Here is a 17454-nt window from a genome sequence, read left to right as displayed (position 1 = left end):
CCATGGCCCCACCGGGGTCGCGCTCAAGGACGCGATGCAGAGCTGGCGCGAGACCCACCCGGACTGACGGGGCCCACCACCGCTCAGGTGCCCGGCTCGCGGGCCACCTGCGCGCCGCCGCGCTGCTTGGCGAGATACATCAGCTGGTCCGCCCGGTCGAGACCATGCTGGAAGTCGCCGTCCTGGACGGTGGTCACGCCGATGCTGGCCCTCACCGGGTCCCCGTCGCGCACCGCGCCGAGCCGGGTGAGGCTCTCCAGGTCGTCCGCGAGCGAGCCGCCGACCCCGGCCGGGCGCACGACGACGAACTCGTCGCCCCCGTAGCGGGCGCACAGGTCCTCGGGCCTCGCGGCGGCCCGCAGCGCGGCCGCGAACTGCCGCAGCACCGCGTCACCGGTCGCGTGCCCCCTGCTGTCGTTGACGGCCTTGAAGCCGTCCAGGTCGGCGAGGGCCACCTGCGCGGCCGGCTCGTCCGGCGGCGTCGCCGTCATCTGCTCGCCCACTTCCCACAGGTGCAGCCGGTTGTGCAGCCCGGTCAGCACGTCCCGGGTCGTCATCTCCCGGACCTGCTCGTGGTTGCGGCGCAGGTCGGCCATGGCCGCACGCAGGCCGTCGGCGCGCTTGTTGGCCTGTCGCGCGAGCTCCTCGGCAGCGCGGGTCCGGTGCCACACCTCGAGGGCGAGCACAGCGGTGCGGGCCTGCGAGGCGTGACAGGTGAGGATCGCGTCGGAAAGCCGCCGCGACGCCTCCAGGGCCCCCCGCAGGTCGCCGGCGCTCTCCCGCAGCCCCACGAGGTCATCCAGCAGCTCGATCTGGAAGGGGAGGGACACCCGGTGGAGGACGGCATCGATCAGGGCGCACCCCTCTTCGGGGTGACCCTGCACGCCGCTGATCACGGCTCGGGTGCGGACCACGCTGATGGCGTTGGTGACGTCGCGCATGGAGGCGGGGTCCGGCAGGTCCCGGGCCAGCTCGAGGGCGCCCTCCGTGTCGCCGAGCTCCAGCCGCGTGCGCACGCGCACCGCGCGGATGTGGTGCCCCAGCTCGGGCCAGCCATTGCGCGCGAGCTCCTCGGCCGTCGCTAGGCCGGGGATCTCGGGCGCGAGGCGGATGCCGTGGCGCAGCTGCACGTCGTGCAGGTTGCTGATGGCCAGCGCCTCCATGGCCATGGACTCGGTGCTCGCCGACGGCGTGTGCTCCTCGCGGAAGGTCCGCGCCAGCTCGATCGCCTCGAGGTAGAAGTGGCGGGACTGGTCGGGGCTCGCGAACTCGAACGCGTTGCCCAGGTTGGTCAGCCCGCGGGCCAGGCCCACGGTGTCGTCCTCCTCCTCCGCGAGGCGGCACTGCTCCCGGTGGGCGGCCACGCCCTCCTCGACGAGGCCTAGCTCGACCAGCACGACGCCCTGGACGCCCCTGGCACGGGAGCGCCAGCCCCAGGCGAGGTGCGGGGTCTCCAGGATCTGCGACACCATCGTCAGCGCCTCGTCGAGCCGCTGCTCCCGCCAGGCGAGGAAGGCCTCGAGGACGAGCCTCTCCGGCGAGTGGGGGACGATCGCGAGGCCGTCGGCGAACGCCGCAGGATCGACGTACCTCCAGGACCAGACGCGCTCGAGACGTCGGACGTCGTCGGGGCTCGCTGACATGCGGACAGAATAGGTTGAGCCTCCATCGAGGTCCCGGTGATGTCCGCACCTGGTGCTGGGAGCTGACGCGAACGCCCTGTCGGTGCCGCTGGCTAGGCTGGGACCGACGGCACGACCACCCTGGAGCGTGCCTCGGCCGGAGGCCCCGCGGACCTTCAGGTTCACCTACGAGGAGATCGGGATGGGTGACGGCGACTACTCCCTGTTCACCGGCCTCGGCGGCGACCGGCCGGCCGGGGGCATCGGCCAGACCGGGGCGGACCAGACCGGCGGCGAGACCTTCACCCTGCTCACCCCTCCCCGTGACTGAGCTGCGCCCCGACTGCGCCCGCTGCGTCGGGCTGTGCTGCGTCGCGCTGCCCCTGACCCGCGGGGCGGACTTCCCCGTCGACAAGCCCGGCGGCGTGCCCTGCGGCAACCTGCTCGCCGACGACCGTTGCGGCATCCACGACCGGTTGGCCGAGACGGGCTGGCGCGGCTGCGTGGCCTACGACTGCTTCGGAGCCGGGCAGCGCGTCACGCAGCAGACCTTCGCCGGACGCACGTGGCGGGACGACCCCGACCCGGGCCTGCCGGGCCGGATGTTCGCCGCCCTCCCGGTCGTGCACCAGCTCCATGAGATGAGCTACCTGCTCGCCCAGGCGATCTCGTATGACGCCGCGCCCGATCTCACGCGTCGGTGCAGGCAGCTCGCGGCAGAGGTGGATGCCCTCGCCGGCGGCGCGGCGCAGGACCTGCTCGCGCTCGACGTGACCGCGGTGCGGGCGCGCGTGGCCCCGGCCCTGCGCGACGTCAGCGCCGTCGTGCGCGGGGCGGGGCGCAGCCCCCGGCATACCCGCGGTCGGGGGAGCGCTCGCACCGACCGTCGGATCAGGCCGGGCGCCGACCTGGTCGGTGCCCGGCTGGCCGGCGCGGACCTGCACGGCGTGGACCTGCGCGGGGCCCTGCTCATCGCGGCCGACCTGCGCGACGCCGACCTGACCGGGGCGGACCTGCTGGGTGCCGACCTGCGGGACGCGGACCTGCGTGGGGCCAGGGTGTCCGGGGCACTGTTCGTCACCCCGCCGCAGCTGGCGGCGGCGAGGACCGACGAGCGGACGACGTGCCCGCCAGGTGTGAACGATCTTCACGAGGGGTAGGTTCGTGTGAACCGGTCGTCACGGACCGGGCCAGTCGAACGAAAGGGAAACCTCATGGGTCTCGACGACAAGATGGACAACAAGGGTCAGGACCTGTCCGGCAAGGCCAAGGAGGCCACGGGCAAGGTCACCGGCGACGAGGAGCTGCAGGCCGAGGGCAAGGGCGACCAGATGGGCGCCAACCTCAAGCAGGCCGGCGAGAAGGTCAAGGACGCCTTCAAGAGCTGACGCGCCGAGCAGCACTCACGCCGCCGCCGCACCTCCGCCTGCCGCTCGTTCGGCTCGCGGGTGCGGCGGCGGTGCTCTGCCCGCTCAGGCGAGTGCGCGCGCCAGCTCCCGGACCACCGACGGTCCGTGCAGCGCGAACGCCGTGTAGACCTGCACCAGCGATGCCCCGGCGTCCCGCATCGCCGACGCGTCTTCGGCCGAGCGCAGCCCGCCCACCCCGATGACCGGCAGCGCGCCCGCCGTCTCGTCGTGCACGAACCTCACCACCTCGACCGCACGGGCACGGAGCGGAGCACCCGAGAGGCCGCCCGCCTGCGCGGCATACGACAGCTCGGTCTGGTCCAGGCCGGAGCGGGACAGCGTGGTGTTGGTGGCGATGATGCCCGCGACCCCCACCTCGAGGCAGACCCCGAGAAGCTCGGCGAGGGCCGGGTCGGTGAGGTCGGGCGCGACCTTGACCCAGATCGGCACCGCCTGCACCGCCTGTCCCGCCTCGTGGCCGGCGGCGCTGTCGCTCCGCAGCGCGGACAGGATCTCGCGCAGCGCGTCCTTGTCCTGCAGCTCGCGCAGGCCGGGCGTGTTGGGCGAGGACACGTTGATGGCGACGTAGTCCGCGTGCCGGGCCAGGCGACCGAAGGAGTAGCGGTAGTCCTCCACCGCCTCCTCCAGCGGCGTGACCTTGGACTTGCCGATGCTGATGCCGAGCGTGCCCGCGGGGCGGTGGGCGTCGAGCCGGTCCGCGAGGGCGTCGGCTCCGGCGTTGTTGAAGCCCATGCGGTTGATGACGGCGTCGGACGCGGGCAGGGCGAACAACCGGGGGCGGTCGTTGCCGGGCTGGGCGTGGCGCGTCACGGTCCCGACCTCGACGAAGCCGAAGCCGAGAGCGGGCCAGACCGACAGCGCCTGCCCGTCCTTGTCCATGCCGGCGGCGAGGCCCACGCGGTTGGCGAACCGCACCCCGCCCACCTCCACGGGCGCGGCGGTCGCCAGCGCCGCGCGCAGCGGCGCCAGCAGCTCGGGTCGACGGTCCGCGAGCGCCATGAGGCGCAGGGTGCGCGCGTGGACCCGCTCTGCGTCACCTCCCGACACGGAGTACAGCGCCGGGCGCAGGAGATCGTCGTACAGGCGGGAGAGGAGGGGCACGTGCCCATTGTCGCAAAGGCCGGGGGCTAGTCTCTGGCAGGTGACCGACCAGCAGCCTCCAGGGCCCCTGACCCTCGTCGAGGGCGAGCCCGTCGCGATCCGCTTCGTCAAGTGGGACGGGAGCCAGCACTGGACGTATGACGGTGCCTACCTCGGCCGGGACGAGCACGGCCACTGGGTCGCGGTGCCCGTCGGCGCCCCGATCGCCCGTCCCGGGCGGTCCTTCGACAACGAGCACTACAGCGTGGTCTGCGTGCCGCTCCAGTCCGGACACGTGCTCACCACCAACGCCGACCCGCACAAGGTGCGGCACTACGTCGACATCACGACCGTGCCGCTGTGGTCACGCGTCGACGGCACGGCCACCGTCTCGATGGTGGACCTCGACCTGGACGTGGTGGAGCGCCGTAACGGTCGGATCTACGTCGACGACGAGGACGAGTTCGCCGACCACCAGGTCGAGTTCGCCTACCCGCCGGAGCTCGTCACGTCGGCCGAGGCCGAGGCGCGACGGGTGCTCGTGCTCGTCGAGACGCAGGCGGAGCCGTTCGCGACGGTGGCGGAGGGCTGGCTCGACCGGCCGATCCCGGGCCGGTCAGCGCCCTAGCGCTCAGCCGGCCTGCCTGCCCGCCGTCCGGGCCAGCGGTGGGCCGGTGGGCCGGTGGGCCGGTCAGCGGTCGGTGCGGCGCGCGCGGTCGTCGGTGCCCGGGGCGTCGTCGCGCTCGATGGTGACGACCTCCTTGGCGAGGTCCTCCTCGACGACCTGCTCGCGGGTCACCCGGTCGACGTAGACCCGGACGCGCTCGATCGGCACCACCCGCGTCACGACCTGCTCCTCGTGCAGGACCATCTCGATGGCCGCGTCCTGCTGCAGCTCGCCATCGTCGTCCCGGTGGCCCTGGGGCCGGTGCGCCTCGCCGGCAGCGAGCGCGGCCTCCTTGGCCGGGTTGAGCCGATCCTGGCCGCTCGACACCCCGTCGTGGTCAGCGGGCAGCTCGGCCCGGGCCGGGAGCTCCTCGACGACGAGCTCCTCGCGGCGCACGGTGATCGTGCGCTCCTCCGTGACGACACGCTTGGACACGCGGACCCGACCGGTCTCGACCGGGCGGGTCGTCACGAGCAGCTCCTCCTCGCTGCGGGTGACCGAGACCGGGACGTCGTGCCGGTCGCGCTCACGGCCGAGGCCCTCGTGGGATCGTTCGGTGCGCATGTCCTGCTGGTCGCTCATGGTGGCTCCCTTGGCTCGCGGCGACGGATGTCCCGCTCACCTACCCCTCGCCACCGGCCCCTATGCGCCCGCGCTGGCCGGTCCGGCCGCGCGGAGCCTGGGGCACGAGGGTTCCCCGCACGCCTCGCGGGGTATCCGTGCGACGACGACGTGCGACGACGACGTGCGCTGACGAACCGACGAGACGCAGGAAGAAGACGGAGGGGCCCATGCCGCCGCGGGTGCGCAACCTGGACGAGGTCGACCAGACCGTGACCGTCCCCTGGGACGCCGCCTCCGCGGAGCAGGCGCGCTCCCGCCTGAGGGCCAGTCTGGAGCACGAACGGGTCGACGACACGACCCTCGACGAGGCCGTCCAGGTCGTCTCCGAGCTCGTCGCCAACGCCGTGCAGCACGCCGGTCCGATGCCGGGCGACGTCCTGCGGGTGCACTGGACCCTGCGCAAGGGGGTGGTCGAGGTGGACGTCACCGACGGGGGGTCCTCGTCCACGCCCCACCCCGTGCGGCAGACCCCCTGGCAGACCCGCGGTCGCGGGCTGCGGATCGTGCGTGCCTACGCCCACGAGTGGGGCTACCTCGACCAGCCCAACGGCTCCCGCACGGTCTGGGCCGCGCTGGGCGGCCCGTCCCGACGCCGCACCCGCTGACACCGGCCGGCACCCTGGCGCCCCGCTAGGGTGACCTGCATGGGCAAGGCATCTCGTCGCAAGGGCGACACCAAGAAGACCCGTCCGGCACCGTTCGCGCGCCGCCCCTTCGAGGGCCTGGTGGGCGAGACCGACCTCGTGGCGATGCGCGAGATCGTGCCGGCGGCCACGGCCGCGGTGACGCTGCGCGAGCCGGTGGGGGAGGTGTCGACCGCGACCCTCGTGACCGTGCTGCCCCTGGCCTGGCCCGGGCTGCGCAGGGCGGACGGCGAGGTGCTCGTGGGTCTGCAGTCGGGCACGAGCAGCGGCGACGCCGGTCGCGACCTCGCCCAGGTGCTGCTGGCCGCCGCCGAGACCGAGCCGGGCAGCCCGGTGGCGACGCTGCCCCTCGCCACCGCCGACACCCCGCGCCTGCAGGACCTCCTCGACCCGACTGCAGCCCTCGAGATCACGGTGCACGAGGGCTTCGACTTCTGGGTGGGCGACGGCGACCTGGACGAGGAGGGACGGGAGTCCCTGCAGCGCGCCAACGACAGCGCCATCCCCACCGTCAAGCTCGACGGCGTCCGCTCGGCCTACTGGTGCCTGATCGGTGACCGCGCCTACGTCCGCCAGGTGCTCCCCGACGACGAGGACGCCGCCACCGACGCCCTCGCGCGGCTGCACGCCCGCGGCGAGAGCGCCCTCACCGACACCCACCGGCTGCTGGGCGCGTTCCGCGCCTGTGGCCTCCTCATCCCCGTCTGGGAGGTCGACCCCGGGGCGGACCCCGCGTCCTTCTCGGAGCCCACCCAGCGGATGCAGGAGCGGTATGCCGAGGCCCTGGCCGACAGCACGCCGCTGTCGGCGGACGAGCGGCGGGCTCGCTCGGGCCTGCTGAGCCGCCAGATCACCCTGCGCTGACTGGGGTCCGCCGTGAGCGGTGACCACGGGCGGCCGGTGGCGGTCGTCATACCGGCCAAGGACGAGGCCGAGCGGATCGGCGCCACGATCAGGGCTGCGGCCTCCCTCCCCGGCGTCGACCTGGTCGTCGTCGTGGACGACGGTTCCCGCGACGACACGCAGTCCGTCGCCCGTCAGGCGGGGGCCGTGGTCGCGCGGCATTTCCGCAACCGCGGCAAGGCCGCCGCGATGCAGACCGGGGCCGCCGTCGTCGAGCGGCGCGACCAGCACGAAGGCCGGGCCGGGGCCGAGCGTCGGTTGCTGCTCTTCGTCGACGCGGACCTCGAGGACTCCGCGGTCGAGGTGGGGGTGCTCGTGCCGCCGGTGGCCGGCGGCGAGGCGGACCTGGCGATCGCGACCCTGCCGCCGCAGCGGTCGGCCGGCGGTGGCCGCGGCTTCGTGGTGCGCCTGGCGCGCGAGGGCATCCGGTCGCTGACGGGGTGGACGCCCACGCAGCCGCTGTCGGGGATGCGCTGCCTGAGCCGTGAGGCCTACGACGCGGCGCAGCCGTTCGCTGCGGGGTGGGGCGTCGAGACCGCCATGACGATCGACGTGCTCGCTGCGGGCCTGCGGGTGGTGGAGGTGCCGTGCGCGCTGCACCACCGCGTCACCGGCTCGGACTGGCGCGGGCAGCTCCATCGCGCCGCGCAGTACCGCGACGTGTGGCGGGCGCTCGCCGTGCGACGTCTGCGTGCCCGCCGGGCCGGTCGACGGGCGCCGGACTGATCGTTCACCTCGTCGCGGTGGCCAGACGGCCGCCAGCACCCGGCCTCGCTCGTCGTGCCGTCCGAGGACGATCAGGCAGCGCGATCCGACCACGGACGCTGACGCGAGGCGCCGATCGGCGGCGCTGGTCCGGTCAGGGTCTCGGCGCCGGCTGCTGGTCGGTCCGTCGAGCGTCCAGGACGATGGCGATGATCAGGGGCACGAGCACCGTGGCGCCGACGGCGGGGATGGCGGTGCCGGAGTCGTTCATGACGAAGCCGATCAGCCACATCACGACGATGCAGATCAGACCGGGGCGCAGCAGCGGCACCCGCTCGTAGGCCGGCAGGAGAGGCCGCCCCAGCGCCGAGCGTGGTCTCAGCAGAGCGATGACCACCAGGGCCAGGCCGACGGGGATGAGCGTCGCCAGCGGTGACCCGGTGAGCAGGTCGAGGTTCTGCTGGGCCTTGCGGGAGACGACGTCCACCGCCCCGCCGTCCAGCACCGTCTGGACGAACCGCCCGAGGTGCGTGCGGGACGACGCGGGGCGCAGGTAGTCCGCCACCGCCAGCCCCACGAGGACCAGGACCGTCACGACGCCGACGAGCAGGACGCGCCCCCAGCCGAGGCGCAGCCCGAGGGCGACGACGACCAGGCCGGCGACGGCGGGCAGCAGTGCTGCCGGCCCGCCGAGGTCGGCCCCCCAGGAGGGCGACCCGTCCACCACCACCGCGACGAGCCCGATCGCCAGCGCGGCGAGGGCGCCGGCTCGCGGATGCCCCCGTCGCGCGCCCAGGTCGGCCACGGCCACGCACAGCAGCAGGGTCGCGGTCGCGAGCAGGGCGAACGCGACGTTGCCGAGGCCGTAGAACCGCCCGCCGATCGTCGGCTGCTCGCCCATGAGGGTCGACAGGGTGAGGTGCGAGCCGGTGACGGCGTCACCCGCGATGACCATCACCGTGAGAGCGGCGACCGCTGCGGGCGACCCGAGGGGATGACGGCGCCAGGGGCCGACGAGCGCGACGGACCCGAGGACCAGCGCGATGGCGGCCACGACGGCGCTGAGCGTCAGCAGCGGGGGCCCGACCCGCCACCACGGCACCAGCCCCGCCAGGTAGGTCGCGGCGGGCACGCAGGCCGCGACCACGGCGACTGCCCGCACGCCGCGGGCCAGCCTCGAGCGCGTCGTGTCGTCGGCGGACCGGCGTCGCGCGAGGAGCAACGCCCCGAGGTAGAGCACGAGCTGCCCGATCGCCCAGGTCTTGAAGAAGGGGTCGGCGAGCGGCTGCACCCGGTGGGCTGCCTGCGCGGTGTCGACCATCGCGTCGCGGCGATCCTCCGCCGCCCCCTCGTCGGGCAGGACGGTCCACGCCTCGCCGGTCCAGGCGACGGGCGGGGTGCCGCCGCGCAGCGCGACGGTCTCGGGGGCCAGGTCCGTCAGCAGGACCACGCCGTCCTGACGGGTAGCTGAGGACCGCAGCGTGCCGGGCACGATGTCCGGGCCGCGCTCGAGGACGACGCGCACGCGCTCGGCGGGCCCGTCGTCGGCCAGGCCCGCGACGATGACGGTGACGCGCTCGGGTGCGGCGGCGAGCACCTCGCCGAGCCGCGCGTCCAGGCCCGCCAGCTGGGCCGCCCGGGCATCCCGGTCGCGGGTGGTCAGCCCGCCCGGGTCGACGAGCGTGACCGGGCAGCGGGCCAGGTCGGACGGCAGGGTCGCCGGCGCGTATGCCGTCGCCCGGCCCACCCGACCGTCGCCGTCGGCGGCGCCGACCGCCGCTGCGGGCCCGATCGCCGAGACGCAGTCCCCGCGCTGCCGCAGCGTCGTCGTGAGGCTGCCGAGCCGACTGGCCTGGCGGGTGCGGGCCGCCGCGTCGGCATAGCGCTGCCACCCGGTCAGCACGCCCCCCTCGCCCACCGCCGGGATCGCCGAGCAGGGCGGACGGGGGTCGTCACCCTGGTCGGGCTGGGCCGCGCGCCCGCCGGCGCCGAGCGTGAGCCACCCGTCGACCGGGCAGGTCGTCAGGTGCACCGACCGCACGATCAACGAGGCCGATGCGCCATGCTCCAGCATCGACCACAGGTGAGGGGTGCGGGCGGGGTCGAGGTCCTCGGCGTCCAGACCCGGCATGCCCACCACGACCACTGGTCCGGGGGCCGGCCGCTCGGTGGCCGCGGCGGCGCGGGCAGACGCCTGCGGAGCGCCTGCGGCGGCCCCGGTCCCGGCGACCACGCCGAGCAGCACGACGCACAGGGTCGTCATACGGCCCAGCAGGGCGAGCAGGCGGGAGGGGAGGGTCACGGCGTCAGCCTAGGACGCACCCCTGACATCCCCTCTCCTCTCAGGCGCCCCTAGGATCTCGCGCATGACCACCTCCCTGACCGTTGCGGGCGAGCGCCTCCGGGCGTTCTTCGCCGTCGACGACCTGTGGGAGCGCCCCAGGCCGACGGCCGCGCAGCGGCGCAACGACCTGTGGATCGCCCTGGCGCTGTGGGTCTGGGGAGCGCTCGGCATGGAGCTCGTGCGCAGCATCGCGGATCCCCGCTACGTCGACCACCCGGTCTGGGTCCAGCACCTGCTCATCGCGCTCGGCACGCTGCCGCTCGTCTGGCGGCGCAGCCACCCGCTGCTCGTCATGGGGCTCCTGCAGCTGCACATGTTCCTCGTCGGCATCACGGTGAGCGAGGTCATGCGGGGGTTCACGATGCAGTGCGTCTACGTCTTCGCGTTGTTCACCGGGGTGGCCTGGGCGCGCTCGCGACGCGCGATGGTGGGCCTGGTGGCGGCGGTCCTCGTGCTGATGTTCGGCTGGATCGCGTGGCAGTACGCCCTGGGCACGGCCGTGCAGGAGATCCTCGACCGTCGCGAGGACGCCCGGCCCGCGCACGGCCTGTTCCCGCTCGTCCCGGCGGCCGTGGCGTTCGACGTGCTCACCAACCTCGTCTACTTCGGCGGCGGCATCGTCGGCGGCCAGGCCGCGTGGCGGCAGGCGCGCTCGCGCGACCAGCTCGAGCGCCAGTCCGTCCAGCTCGAGCAGCAGGCCGACGAGCTCGCCGACCGCAAGGTGGTGGAGGAGCGGCTGCGGATCGCCCGGGAGCTGCACGACGTCGTCGCCCACCACGTGTCCGTCATGGGCGTGCAGGCCGCGGCCGCGCGGCGCGTCCTGGACCGCAACCCCGAGGCCGCGGCCGCAGCGCTGGGCCAGGTCGAGGAGTCCTCGCGCCAGGCCGTCGGCGAGATGCGCGGGCTGCTGGGCACGTTGCGCCGCACCGACCGCATCGCGGGCACCCCCGGCGACGACGCGCGGGCCGAGGGCACCGGCCCGGATCGCGCCCCCCAGCCCGGTGTCGACCAGGTCGCCGAGCTCGTCCACGCCGCGTCGAGCCCGGGGTTCACCGTCACCTACCAGGTGGTCGAGGACCGGCCTGGTGCGCTCACGGAGGTGCCGATGCCCGTGGGGCTGTCGATCTACCGGACGGTCCAGGAGGCGCTGGCCAACGTCCGGCGCCACTCCACCGCGCACACCGCGGCCGTGGTCGTGCGGATCGACCGCGAGGCGGGGCGCAGGTTCGTCGAGGCGGAGGTGCTCGACGAGGGGCGACCCCGCTCGGGCACGTCCGGGTCCGGGCTGGGGCTGCTCGGCATGCGCGAACGCATCGCCTCGCACGGCGGCACCTCCGAGATCGGACCCCGGGCGACCGGTGGCTACCGCGTGCGGGTCAGGTTCCCCCTGGCCGCGGGCTCATGACGGTGCCGACCATCGTGGCCCCGCCGCGGCCCTGGCCTCGTCCCGCCCGTCACCCTGGCGGTCGCTAGGGTGGCGGCCATGGGGGACGACCAGGGGAGCTCGACCGCCGGCGGCCGGACCAGAGCCGGCGCCAGCACCGACATCAGCACCAGCGCCCGGCCGCGCACCGAAGGACCGGGCGTGACCACGCTCAGGGTGCTGCTCGCGGACGACCAGGCGTTGGTGCGCAACGGTTTCCGGCTGATGCTGTCGGTCGAGGACGACCTCGAGGTCGTCGGTGAGGCTGCCAACGGCGCGGTCGCCGTCGACCAGGCCCGCAGCCTGCGCCCCGACGTGGTCCTGATGGACGTGCAGATGCCGGTCATGGACGGGATCGAGGCGACACGGGCGATCGCGGCCGAGGACCTCGCCAAGGTCCTGATCCTCACGACCTTCGACAACGACGACTACCTGTTCGACGGGCTGCGGGCGGGCGCCAGCGGGTTCCTGCTCAAGAACGCCGACCCCGACCAGCTCGTCGACGCCGTCCGTGCGGTCGGTCTCGGCCACGCCCTGCTCGCGCCCGAGGTGACCCGCCGGGTCATCGCCCAGATGGCGGCAGCCGAGGGCCCTGCACCGACCGGGCCGGCGGCCGGCGGCCGGCATACCGCCGCCCTCGCCACCTTGACCGAGCGCGAGCGCGAGGTGCTCGTCCTCGTGGGCCGGGGGCTGTCCAACGCCGAGATCGCCCGCGAGCTCTTCGTCGGCGAGGCGACCGTCAAGACGCACGTGTCCAGCTGCCTGGCCAAGCTGCACCTGCGGGACCGGGTGCAGGCCGTGGTCCTCGCCTACGAGTCCGGGCTCATCCAGCCGGGGGAGTAGCCCCGCGTCGAGATCATCCTCGCGGGGGAGGTGCCCACCCTCGCGGCCTCCTAGGTTGGGTGGTGCGAGCAGGCCGTATGCCGGAAGAACCACTTCCGGGGCCACTCGCACGAGGAGGGGTGAGACGTGATCGAGGTCCAGGACCTGACGCGGCGGTTCGGCGACCACACCGCCGTGGACCACGTGTCCTTCGCGGTGCCGCGGGGGCAGCTGCTCGGCTTCGTCGGCGGCAACGGCGCCGGCAAGACGACGACCATGCGGATGATCATGGGCCTGCTGCAGATCCACGAGGGCGAGGTGCGCTGGGACGGTCACGAGGTGACCACCGCGGACCGCCGCACGTTCGGCTACATGCCCGAGGAGCGCGGCCTCTACCCCAAGCAGGGGATCGCCGACCAGCTCGTCTACCTCGGTCGGCTGCACGGGATGTCTCGCCCGGACGCCCAGCGGGCGACGGACGAGCACCTCGAGCGGTTCGGCCTGGGTGACCGCGCCAAGGACAAGCTCGAGTCGCTGTCGCTCGGCAACCAGCAGCGCGTGCAGATCGCCGCGGCCGTGCTGAGCCGGCCCCGCGTGATGATCCTGGACGAGCCGTTCTCCGGGCTCGACCCGGCCAGCGTCGACACGATGGTCGACCTCCTGCGAGAGCACACCCGCACCGGCGTGCCCGTGCTCTTCTCCAGCCACCAGCTCGACCTCGTGGACCGTCTGTGCGACGGACTGGTCGTGCTGAGCAAGGGCCGCGTCGTCGCCCAGGGCACCGCCGACGAGCTGCGGTCGAGGGGGCCGCAGCGTCATCGCATCGTCCTGGGCGGCGACGCCGGATGGGTGCGGTCCCAGCCAGGGCTGCACGTCGTCGACGTGGACGGGGCCGCGGCGCTGGTAGAGCTGCTGGAGCCGGGAGCCGACCGCCACCTGCTGACCGAGGCCCTCGCGCGCGGTACGGTCACCGAGTTCGCCCGCGTGCGCCCCAACCTGAGCGAGATCTACCGAGAGGTGACGGCATGAGCACCCAGATGGCCCCCGGGACGCATCCCTCCCCGTCGACGCCGGCAGCTCAGGGCGCCGCGGCCCCGGGCGGAGGCCGCGCGCCCCGCAACGCCTGGCAGCTGGTCGCCGCCCGGGAAATGGCGGTCAAGCTGCGGGACAAGAACTTCCTGGTCGGCACCCTGGTCACGATGTTCCTGCTCGTGGGGGTGATGGGCCTGCAGGGGTGGATGGCGAGCCGGTCCACCACGACCAGGATCGCCGTCGTCTCGGCGGAGGGCAGGGCCCTCGCGGACGCGGTCGGCGCCGCCGTGAAGGGCGCGGACCAGGACGACGCCGTCGAGGTCACCCAGGTCGCCGACCAGGCCGCCGCAGAGTCGCTGGTCACCGAGGACAAGGCCGACGTGGCCGTCGTGCGGTCCGGGCAGGGCTGGCAGCTGCTGGGCAAGGACACGCCGGACAGCAGCCTCACGACCACGACGCGACAGGTGCTGCAGTCGCAGGTCCTCGCGGCCACCGCCGCCAAGGCCGGCACGACGCCCCAGCAGGTGCAGGAGCAGACGGCCGTCACGACCCGGGCGTTGTCCGGCACGGACGAGGGGACGACGATGACCGCTCGGGTCGTCGGTCTCGTCTTCGCGATGCTGTTCTACTTCGCGGCCCTGATGTTCGGCATGCAGATCGCCCAGTCGGTGATCGAGGAGAAGCAGTCGCGGATCATCGAGATCCTCGCCTCGGCGATCCCGGTCCGTCAGCTGCTCGCCGGCAAGGTGCTCGGCAACACCGTGATGGCCATGGGGCAGATCGTGCTCTACGTCGGCGTCGGGTTGATCGGCATGTCCTTCACCCCGCTCAAGAGCATGCTGGCGGGGATCGCCGGTGGCGCGGTGTGGTACCTCCTGTTCTTCCTCGCGGGCTTCCTCGCCCTGGCCTGCATCTGGGCCGTCGCCGGCTCGCTCGCCACCCGCAACGAGGACCTCCAGCAGACCACGACCCCGCTGACGATGGTGCTGATCATCGGCTTCTTCGCCTCCTTCATGGCGGCGGGGGTGTGGCGGGTGGCGCTGTCCTACGTGCCGGTGCTCTCCTCGATGCTCATGCCCATGCGCCTCCTGGACGGCTCGGCGCAGTGGTGGGAGGGCGTCATCGCCCTCGCGCTCACCCTGGCCTTCGCCGCCGTCGCGATGGTCCTCGGCGAGCGGATGTACCGCCGCTCGCTCATGCAGACCTCGTCTCGCATGACGTTCAGGCAGGCGCTGACCGCGTCCGACTGAGCCATGATCGTGGACGCCTGCCCCCGCCCCCGCGGCGGCGGGCGTCCGTCCGCGTCGAGGAGTCCACATGCGCTACGCCTATCTCGGTCCCGCCGGGACGTTCACCGAGCAGGCCCTGCTGCAGCGGCCCGAGGCGTCCGCCCCCGACGCCGAACGCGTGCCGCACGGGTCGGTCGACTCCGCGCTCGCGGCCCTGCGCGCGGGCGAGGTCGATGCCGCGGTCGTCCCCATCGAGAACTCCGTCGAGGGCGGGGTCAGCGCCACCCTCGACGCCCTCGCCACCGGCGACCCGCTCGTGGTGGTCGGCGAGATGCTGGTCCCCATCACCTTCGTCCTCGCGGCGCCGGCGGGGGTCACGCTCGCGGACGTCCGCGCGGTCGGCACCCACTCCCATGCCTGGGCCCAGGTCCGCGGCTGGATGTCGACGCGGCTCCCCGAGGCGGCATACGTGCCGACCCTGTCGACGGCGGCGGCCGCGGCCGGCCTCGGGACGGCCGTCGAGGAGCAGACCCCGTATGACGCAGCCGTGTGCGCGCCCGTCGCCGCGACCGTGCACGGGCTGGAGCTGCTGGCGAGCGACATCGGCGACAACCGGGCCGCCGTCACGCGCTTCGTGCTGGTGTCGCGCCCGGGCGGCGGGCCGGCACCGACGGGGGCGGACAAGTCGACGATGGTGCTCTACCAGCACGAGGACCACCCGGGCGGGCTGCTCGGGCTGCTCGAGCAGTTCGCGGTGCGCGGCATCAACCTCACCCGGCTCGAGTCCCGTCCTACCGGGGAGGGGATGGGGCGCTACTGCTTCAGCATCGACATCGAGGGGCACGTGGACGACGAGCGGGTGGGCGAGGCGCTCATGGGGCTGCGGCGGGTGTGCGCGGACGTGCGCTTCCTCGGCAGCTACCCGCGGGCAGACCGACTCGCGGCGACGGTGGCGGCGGGCACGCAGGACACGGACTTCCAGCAGGCCCGGTCCTGGCTGCGCTCCCTGCGCACCCCCTGAGCGCCGGGGTGTGGGCGGTCTCACCCGCGCCGGAGCAACCCCTGCCGCGCGACGGTCGGGGCCGCTGGCTATGGTCGAGCCATGACCCACATCCTCTGCATGGGGGGCGGCGGCTTCTCGATGTCGCCCGACAACGCGGCCACGGCCCTCGACCGCTACGCCCTCGAGCTGACGGGCAAGGACAACCCGCTCGTCTGCTTCGCGCCCACGGCGTCGGCGGACGACCCGGAGTACGTCCACCGCTTCCTCACGGCGTTCGGTGCCCTCGGCGTGCAGACCATGGTCCTCACGCTGTGGGAGGACGCCCGGCACGCCCTCGAGCGCTTCGGGGACATCGACCTGCTGTATGTCGGGGGCGGGTCCACGGTCAACCTCGTGGCGCTGTGGGAGGCGCACGGCGTCAGCCAGGCGGTGCGGGATCTGCGGGCGGAGCGCGACGTGGTGTTCGCGGGGACCAGCGCCGGCGCCAACGTGTGGTGCGAGGCGTGCACGACGGACTCGTTCGGTGGCGTCGACCCGTGGCGCGGGGGGCTGGGCTTCGTGCGTGGTTCCTTCTCGCCGCACTTCGACAGCGAGCCGGAGCGGGCCCCGCACTACCTGGGCTGGGTGCGCGACGGGGAGCTGCCCGTGGGCTGGGCGGCCGACGACGGCGCGGCGCTGCACGTCCTCGACGGCAAGGTCCAGGCGTGCGTGGCCGAGCGCGACGGCGCCAAGGTCTATCGGGTGGACCGGGGCGGCATCACGGCGCAGCAGATGACGCGCCTCCCCTGAGGGCGAGGTACTTGCGCAGCCCCCGCTCGCCGGCTCGCATCATGTGGGTGTGGTTGATGCGCAGCAGGCGGTGGCTGGTCACCGGCATGCGCTCGAGGTGCTGGTTGGTGAGGTAGACGTCCTGGGTCCAGCGGGCGGCCGTGGTGGTGTCACCCTGCCAGGACAGGTCCCACTGGGCGTAGCCGACGAGGTCCTGGGCGAGGCCGACGCGCAGCAGCCCGGCCTCGCGGTCGAGGATCTGCTTGGTCGCCACGACCTTGAGGGTCACGGGGATCAGCGACCGTACGGACAGGCGTCGGGCGTCGTCCGTGAGCGGCTCGGTGGCGCGGATCTGGGGCCACCACTGCTCGTACCCGTCGACGTCCGCGAGGACGTCGTAGGCCTCGCCGAGCGGCAGCGGCACCTGCCACACGTGGTCGAAGTGGTAGTGGTGCGGGGCCATCATGACGAGCGAGCCTCCTTGCGACGCAACCAGAGCCAGGCCATCAGCGCGCAGAGGACGCCGTTGAGCAGGCCCACCGCGATGTCGATGACGTGGTGCATCCCACGGTAGGCCCTGGCGTAGGCCACGAGGAGCGGGATGATCACGCAGACGGTCTGCACGAGCCGGCGCAGGACCACGTTGTCGATGCGGTGCGCCATGAGGGCGAGGGAGAGGTAGAGCGCGGTGGCGGCACCCACGTGCCCGCTGGGGTAGGACGAGGTGGGGGGCGCGGGGTCGAGCTTGCTGACCTGGGGGCGGGGGCGCCCGGTGAGCTCGGTCGCCGCGACGAAGATGCTCGCCTGCAGGGCGATGGCGATGCCGGGGATCACGGCATACCACCACTCCTTGGTGCGCCACCAGACCAGGGCGATCATGAGCAGGCAGAAGCCGATGGCGTACTCCGTGTTGCCGATGTGCGACCAGACCATCGTGATGGAGTCCCAGACGCTGGTGCGGCTCGCCTCGAGGTTCTTGCTGATCGGCTCCTCGGCGGTGCCCCAGCTCTTGAGCGGGCCCATCAGGGCCAGGCCGAAGCCGTAGATGGCGAGGAACAGCACGATCCCTGGCGTGATGGCCCGGACGAGGAGGTCCTTGAACGCCGCACCGACCCGGGGGTGGGAGCGGTCGAGGTCGTAGCGCAGCAGGAAGGGCAT

19 protein-coding genes are annotated in these 17454 nt (G+C 73.6%); 13 read left to right on the top strand and 6 right to left on the bottom strand.

Going from position 1 to position 17454, the window contains the following annotated elements:
- Positions 1–83: 83 nt before the first annotated feature.
- Positions 84–1643, bottom strand: coding sequence for a GGDEF domain-containing protein (locus GGG17_RS03965; RefSeq protein WP_154592477.1), 1560 nt, complete (start codon positions 1641–1643; stop codon positions 84–86).
- A 127-nt stretch (positions 1644–1770) separates the two neighbouring features.
- Between GGG17_RS03965 and GGG17_RS03960 the strand changes: the two genes are divergently transcribed.
- Genes GGG17_RS03960 through GGG17_RS03950 form a run of 3 tightly spaced genes read left to right on the top strand, consistent with a single transcriptional unit; the run spans position 1771 to position 3010 of the window.
- Positions 1771–1953 carry a hypothetical protein gene (locus tag GGG17_RS03960; protein ID WP_154592476.1) on the top strand — a complete coding sequence of 61 codons (183 nt, stop codon included), beginning with the start codon at positions 1771–1773 and terminating at the stop codon, positions 1951–1953.
- Entirely contained in the window at positions 1946–2782 is an 837-nt protein-coding gene (locus GGG17_RS03955) for a pentapeptide repeat-containing protein (protein WP_289032693.1), read from the top strand. Before GGG17_RS03960 ends, GGG17_RS03955 begins: the two co-directional genes overlap by 8 nt.
- 54 nt (positions 2783–2836) lie before the next feature.
- The gene (locus GGG17_RS03950) at positions 2837–3010 is read left to right on the top strand and encodes a CsbD family protein (protein ID WP_154592475.1); all 174 of its coding nucleotides are present in this window, start codon (positions 2837–2839) and stop codon (positions 3008–3010) included.
- A gap of 84 nt (positions 3011–3094) precedes the next feature.
- Here GGG17_RS03950 and GGG17_RS03945 read toward each other — a convergent pair whose 3' ends face one another.
- A complete protein-coding gene (locus GGG17_RS03945) occupies positions 3095–4153 on the bottom strand; it encodes a quinone-dependent dihydroorotate dehydrogenase (protein ID WP_311966402.1) in 1059 nt (352 codons plus the stop codon).
- A 40-nt stretch (positions 4154–4193) separates the two neighbouring features.
- Between GGG17_RS03945 and GGG17_RS03940 the strand changes: the two genes are divergently transcribed.
- Positions 4194–4760 (top strand): DUF402 domain-containing protein, encoded by a 567-nt coding sequence (locus GGG17_RS03940; protein ID WP_195849107.1) that lies wholly within the window; start codon positions 4194–4196, stop codon positions 4758–4760.
- A gap of 63 nt (positions 4761–4823) precedes the next feature.
- Here the strand turns inward: GGG17_RS03940 and GGG17_RS03935 are convergent, their stop codons facing one another.
- Positions 4824–5381 carry a DUF2382 domain-containing protein gene (locus GGG17_RS03935; protein ID WP_154592473.1) on the bottom strand — a complete coding sequence of 186 codons (558 nt, stop codon included), beginning with the start codon at positions 5379–5381 and terminating at the stop codon, positions 4824–4826.
- Between the two features lie 209 nt (positions 5382–5590).
- On the opposite strand from GGG17_RS03935, the gene GGG17_RS03930 reads away from it, so the two are divergent.
- Genes GGG17_RS03930 through GGG17_RS03920 form a run of 3 tightly spaced genes read left to right on the top strand, consistent with a single transcriptional unit; the run spans position 5591 to position 7696 of the window.
- Positions 5591–6028, top strand: coding sequence for an ATP-binding protein (locus GGG17_RS03930; RefSeq protein WP_154592472.1), 438 nt, complete (start codon positions 5591–5593; stop codon positions 6026–6028).
- 39 nt (positions 6029–6067) lie between these two features.
- Positions 6068–6931, top strand: coding sequence for a DUF5926 family protein (locus tag GGG17_RS03925; protein WP_154592471.1), 864 nt, complete (start codon positions 6068–6070; stop codon positions 6929–6931).
- Positions 6932–6943: 12 nt separating this feature from the next.
- Positions 6944–7696 (top strand): glycosyltransferase, encoded by a 753-nt coding sequence (locus tag GGG17_RS03920; protein WP_311966401.1) that lies wholly within the window; start codon positions 6944–6946, stop codon positions 7694–7696.
- A gap of 133 nt (positions 7697–7829) precedes the next feature.
- Here the strand turns inward: GGG17_RS03920 and GGG17_RS03915 are convergent, their stop codons facing one another.
- A complete protein-coding gene (locus GGG17_RS03915) occupies positions 7830–9977 on the bottom strand; it encodes a hypothetical protein (protein ID WP_154592469.1) in 2148 nt (715 codons plus the stop codon).
- A gap of 64 nt (positions 9978–10041) precedes the next feature.
- Between GGG17_RS03915 and GGG17_RS03910 the strand changes: the two genes are divergently transcribed.
- The 6 genes from GGG17_RS03910 (at position 10042) to GGG17_RS03885 (ending at position 16317) form a co-directional block, all read left to right on the top strand.
- Positions 10042–11424, top strand: a complete 1383-nt coding sequence (locus tag GGG17_RS03910; protein WP_154592468.1) for a sensor histidine kinase — start codon at positions 10042–10044, stop codon at positions 11422–11424.
- Positions 11425–11667: 243 nt separating this feature from the next.
- The gene (locus GGG17_RS03905; RefSeq protein ID WP_230082661.1) at positions 11668–12285 is read left to right on the top strand and encodes a response regulator; all 618 of its coding nucleotides are present in this window, start codon (positions 11668–11670) and stop codon (positions 12283–12285) included.
- A 126-nt stretch (positions 12286–12411) separates the two neighbouring features.
- Positions 12412–13293, top strand: a complete 882-nt coding sequence (locus tag GGG17_RS03900; RefSeq protein WP_289032909.1) for an ABC transporter ATP-binding protein — start codon at positions 12412–12414, stop codon at positions 13291–13293.
- The gene (locus tag GGG17_RS03895) at positions 13290–14546 is read left to right on the top strand and encodes an ABC transporter permease (RefSeq protein WP_154592466.1); all 1257 of its coding nucleotides are present in this window, start codon (positions 13290–13292) and stop codon (positions 14544–14546) included. The genes GGG17_RS03900 and GGG17_RS03895 overlap by 4 nt, the downstream gene beginning before the upstream one ends.
- A gap of 67 nt (positions 14547–14613) precedes the next feature.
- Positions 14614–15546 (top strand): prephenate dehydratase, encoded by a 933-nt coding sequence (pheA, locus tag GGG17_RS03890; protein ID WP_154592465.1) that lies wholly within the window; start codon positions 14614–14616, stop codon positions 15544–15546.
- Positions 15547–15627: 81 nt separating this feature from the next.
- Positions 15628–16317 carry a Type 1 glutamine amidotransferase-like domain-containing protein gene (locus GGG17_RS03885; protein ID WP_154592464.1) on the top strand — a complete coding sequence of 230 codons (690 nt, stop codon included), beginning with the start codon at positions 15628–15630 and terminating at the stop codon, positions 16315–16317.
- Here GGG17_RS03885 and GGG17_RS03880 read toward each other — a convergent pair.
- Together GGG17_RS03880 and GGG17_RS03875 are read right to left on the bottom strand one after the other, a co-directional pair.
- Positions 16286–16762 carry an SRPBCC family protein gene (locus GGG17_RS03880; RefSeq protein ID WP_154592463.1) on the bottom strand — a complete coding sequence of 159 codons (477 nt, stop codon included), beginning with the start codon at positions 16760–16762 and terminating at the stop codon, positions 16286–16288. The two genes, GGG17_RS03885 and GGG17_RS03880, sit on opposite strands and share 32 nt — an antisense overlap.
- Positions 16759–17454 (bottom strand): phosphatase PAP2 family protein, encoded by a 696-nt coding sequence (locus tag GGG17_RS03875; protein WP_154592462.1) that lies wholly within the window; start codon positions 17452–17454, stop codon positions 16759–16761. The genes GGG17_RS03880 and GGG17_RS03875 overlap by 4 nt, the downstream gene beginning before the upstream one ends.

The organism is Arsenicicoccus cauae, from assembly GCF_009707125.1.
Lineage (GTDB): Bacteria > Actinomycetota > Actinomycetes > Actinomycetales > Dermatophilaceae > Arsenicicoccus > Arsenicicoccus cauae.
The sequence above is the reverse complement of the archived record's forward strand: the minus strand, read 5'-3'. Positions and strand labels throughout refer to the sequence as shown.

Coding starts and splice junctions, on each gene's coding strand:
- GGG17_RS03885 (WP_154592464.1), top strand. CDS start 15,628: ATGACCCACATCCTCTGCATGGGGGGCGGCGGCTTCTCGATGTCGCCC.
- GGG17_RS03925 (WP_154592471.1), top strand. CDS start 6,068: ATGGGCAAGGCATCTCGTCGCAAGGGCGACACCAAGAAGACCCGTCCG.
- GGG17_RS03895 (WP_154592466.1), top strand. CDS start 13,290: ATGAGCACCCAGATGGCCCCCGGGACGCATCCCTCCCCGTCGACGCCG.
- GGG17_RS03965 (WP_154592477.1), bottom strand. CDS start 1,643: ATGTCAGCGAGCCCCGACGACGTCCGACGTCTCGAGCGCGTCTGGTCC.
- pheA (WP_154592465.1), top strand. CDS start 14,614: ATGCGCTACGCCTATCTCGGTCCCGCCGGGACGTTCACCGAGCAGGCC.
- GGG17_RS03875 (WP_154592462.1), bottom strand. CDS start 17,454: ATGCCCTTCCTGCTGCGCTACGACCTCGACCGCTCCCACCCCCGGGTC.
- GGG17_RS03935 (WP_154592473.1), bottom strand. CDS start 5,381: ATGAGCGACCAGCAGGACATGCGCACCGAACGATCCCACGAGGGCCTC.
- GGG17_RS03880 (WP_154592463.1), bottom strand. CDS start 16,762: ATGATGGCCCCGCACCACTACCACTTCGACCACGTGTGGCAGGTGCCG.
- GGG17_RS03950 (WP_154592475.1), top strand. CDS start 2,837: ATGGGTCTCGACGACAAGATGGACAACAAGGGTCAGGACCTGTCCGGC.
- GGG17_RS03930 (WP_154592472.1), top strand. CDS start 5,591: ATGCCGCCGCGGGTGCGCAACCTGGACGAGGTCGACCAGACCGTGACC.
- GGG17_RS03905 (WP_230082661.1), top strand. CDS start 11,668: ATGCTGTCGGTCGAGGACGACCTCGAGGTCGTCGGTGAGGCTGCCAAC.
- GGG17_RS03910 (WP_154592468.1), top strand. CDS start 10,042: ATGACCACCTCCCTGACCGTTGCGGGCGAGCGCCTCCGGGCGTTCTTC.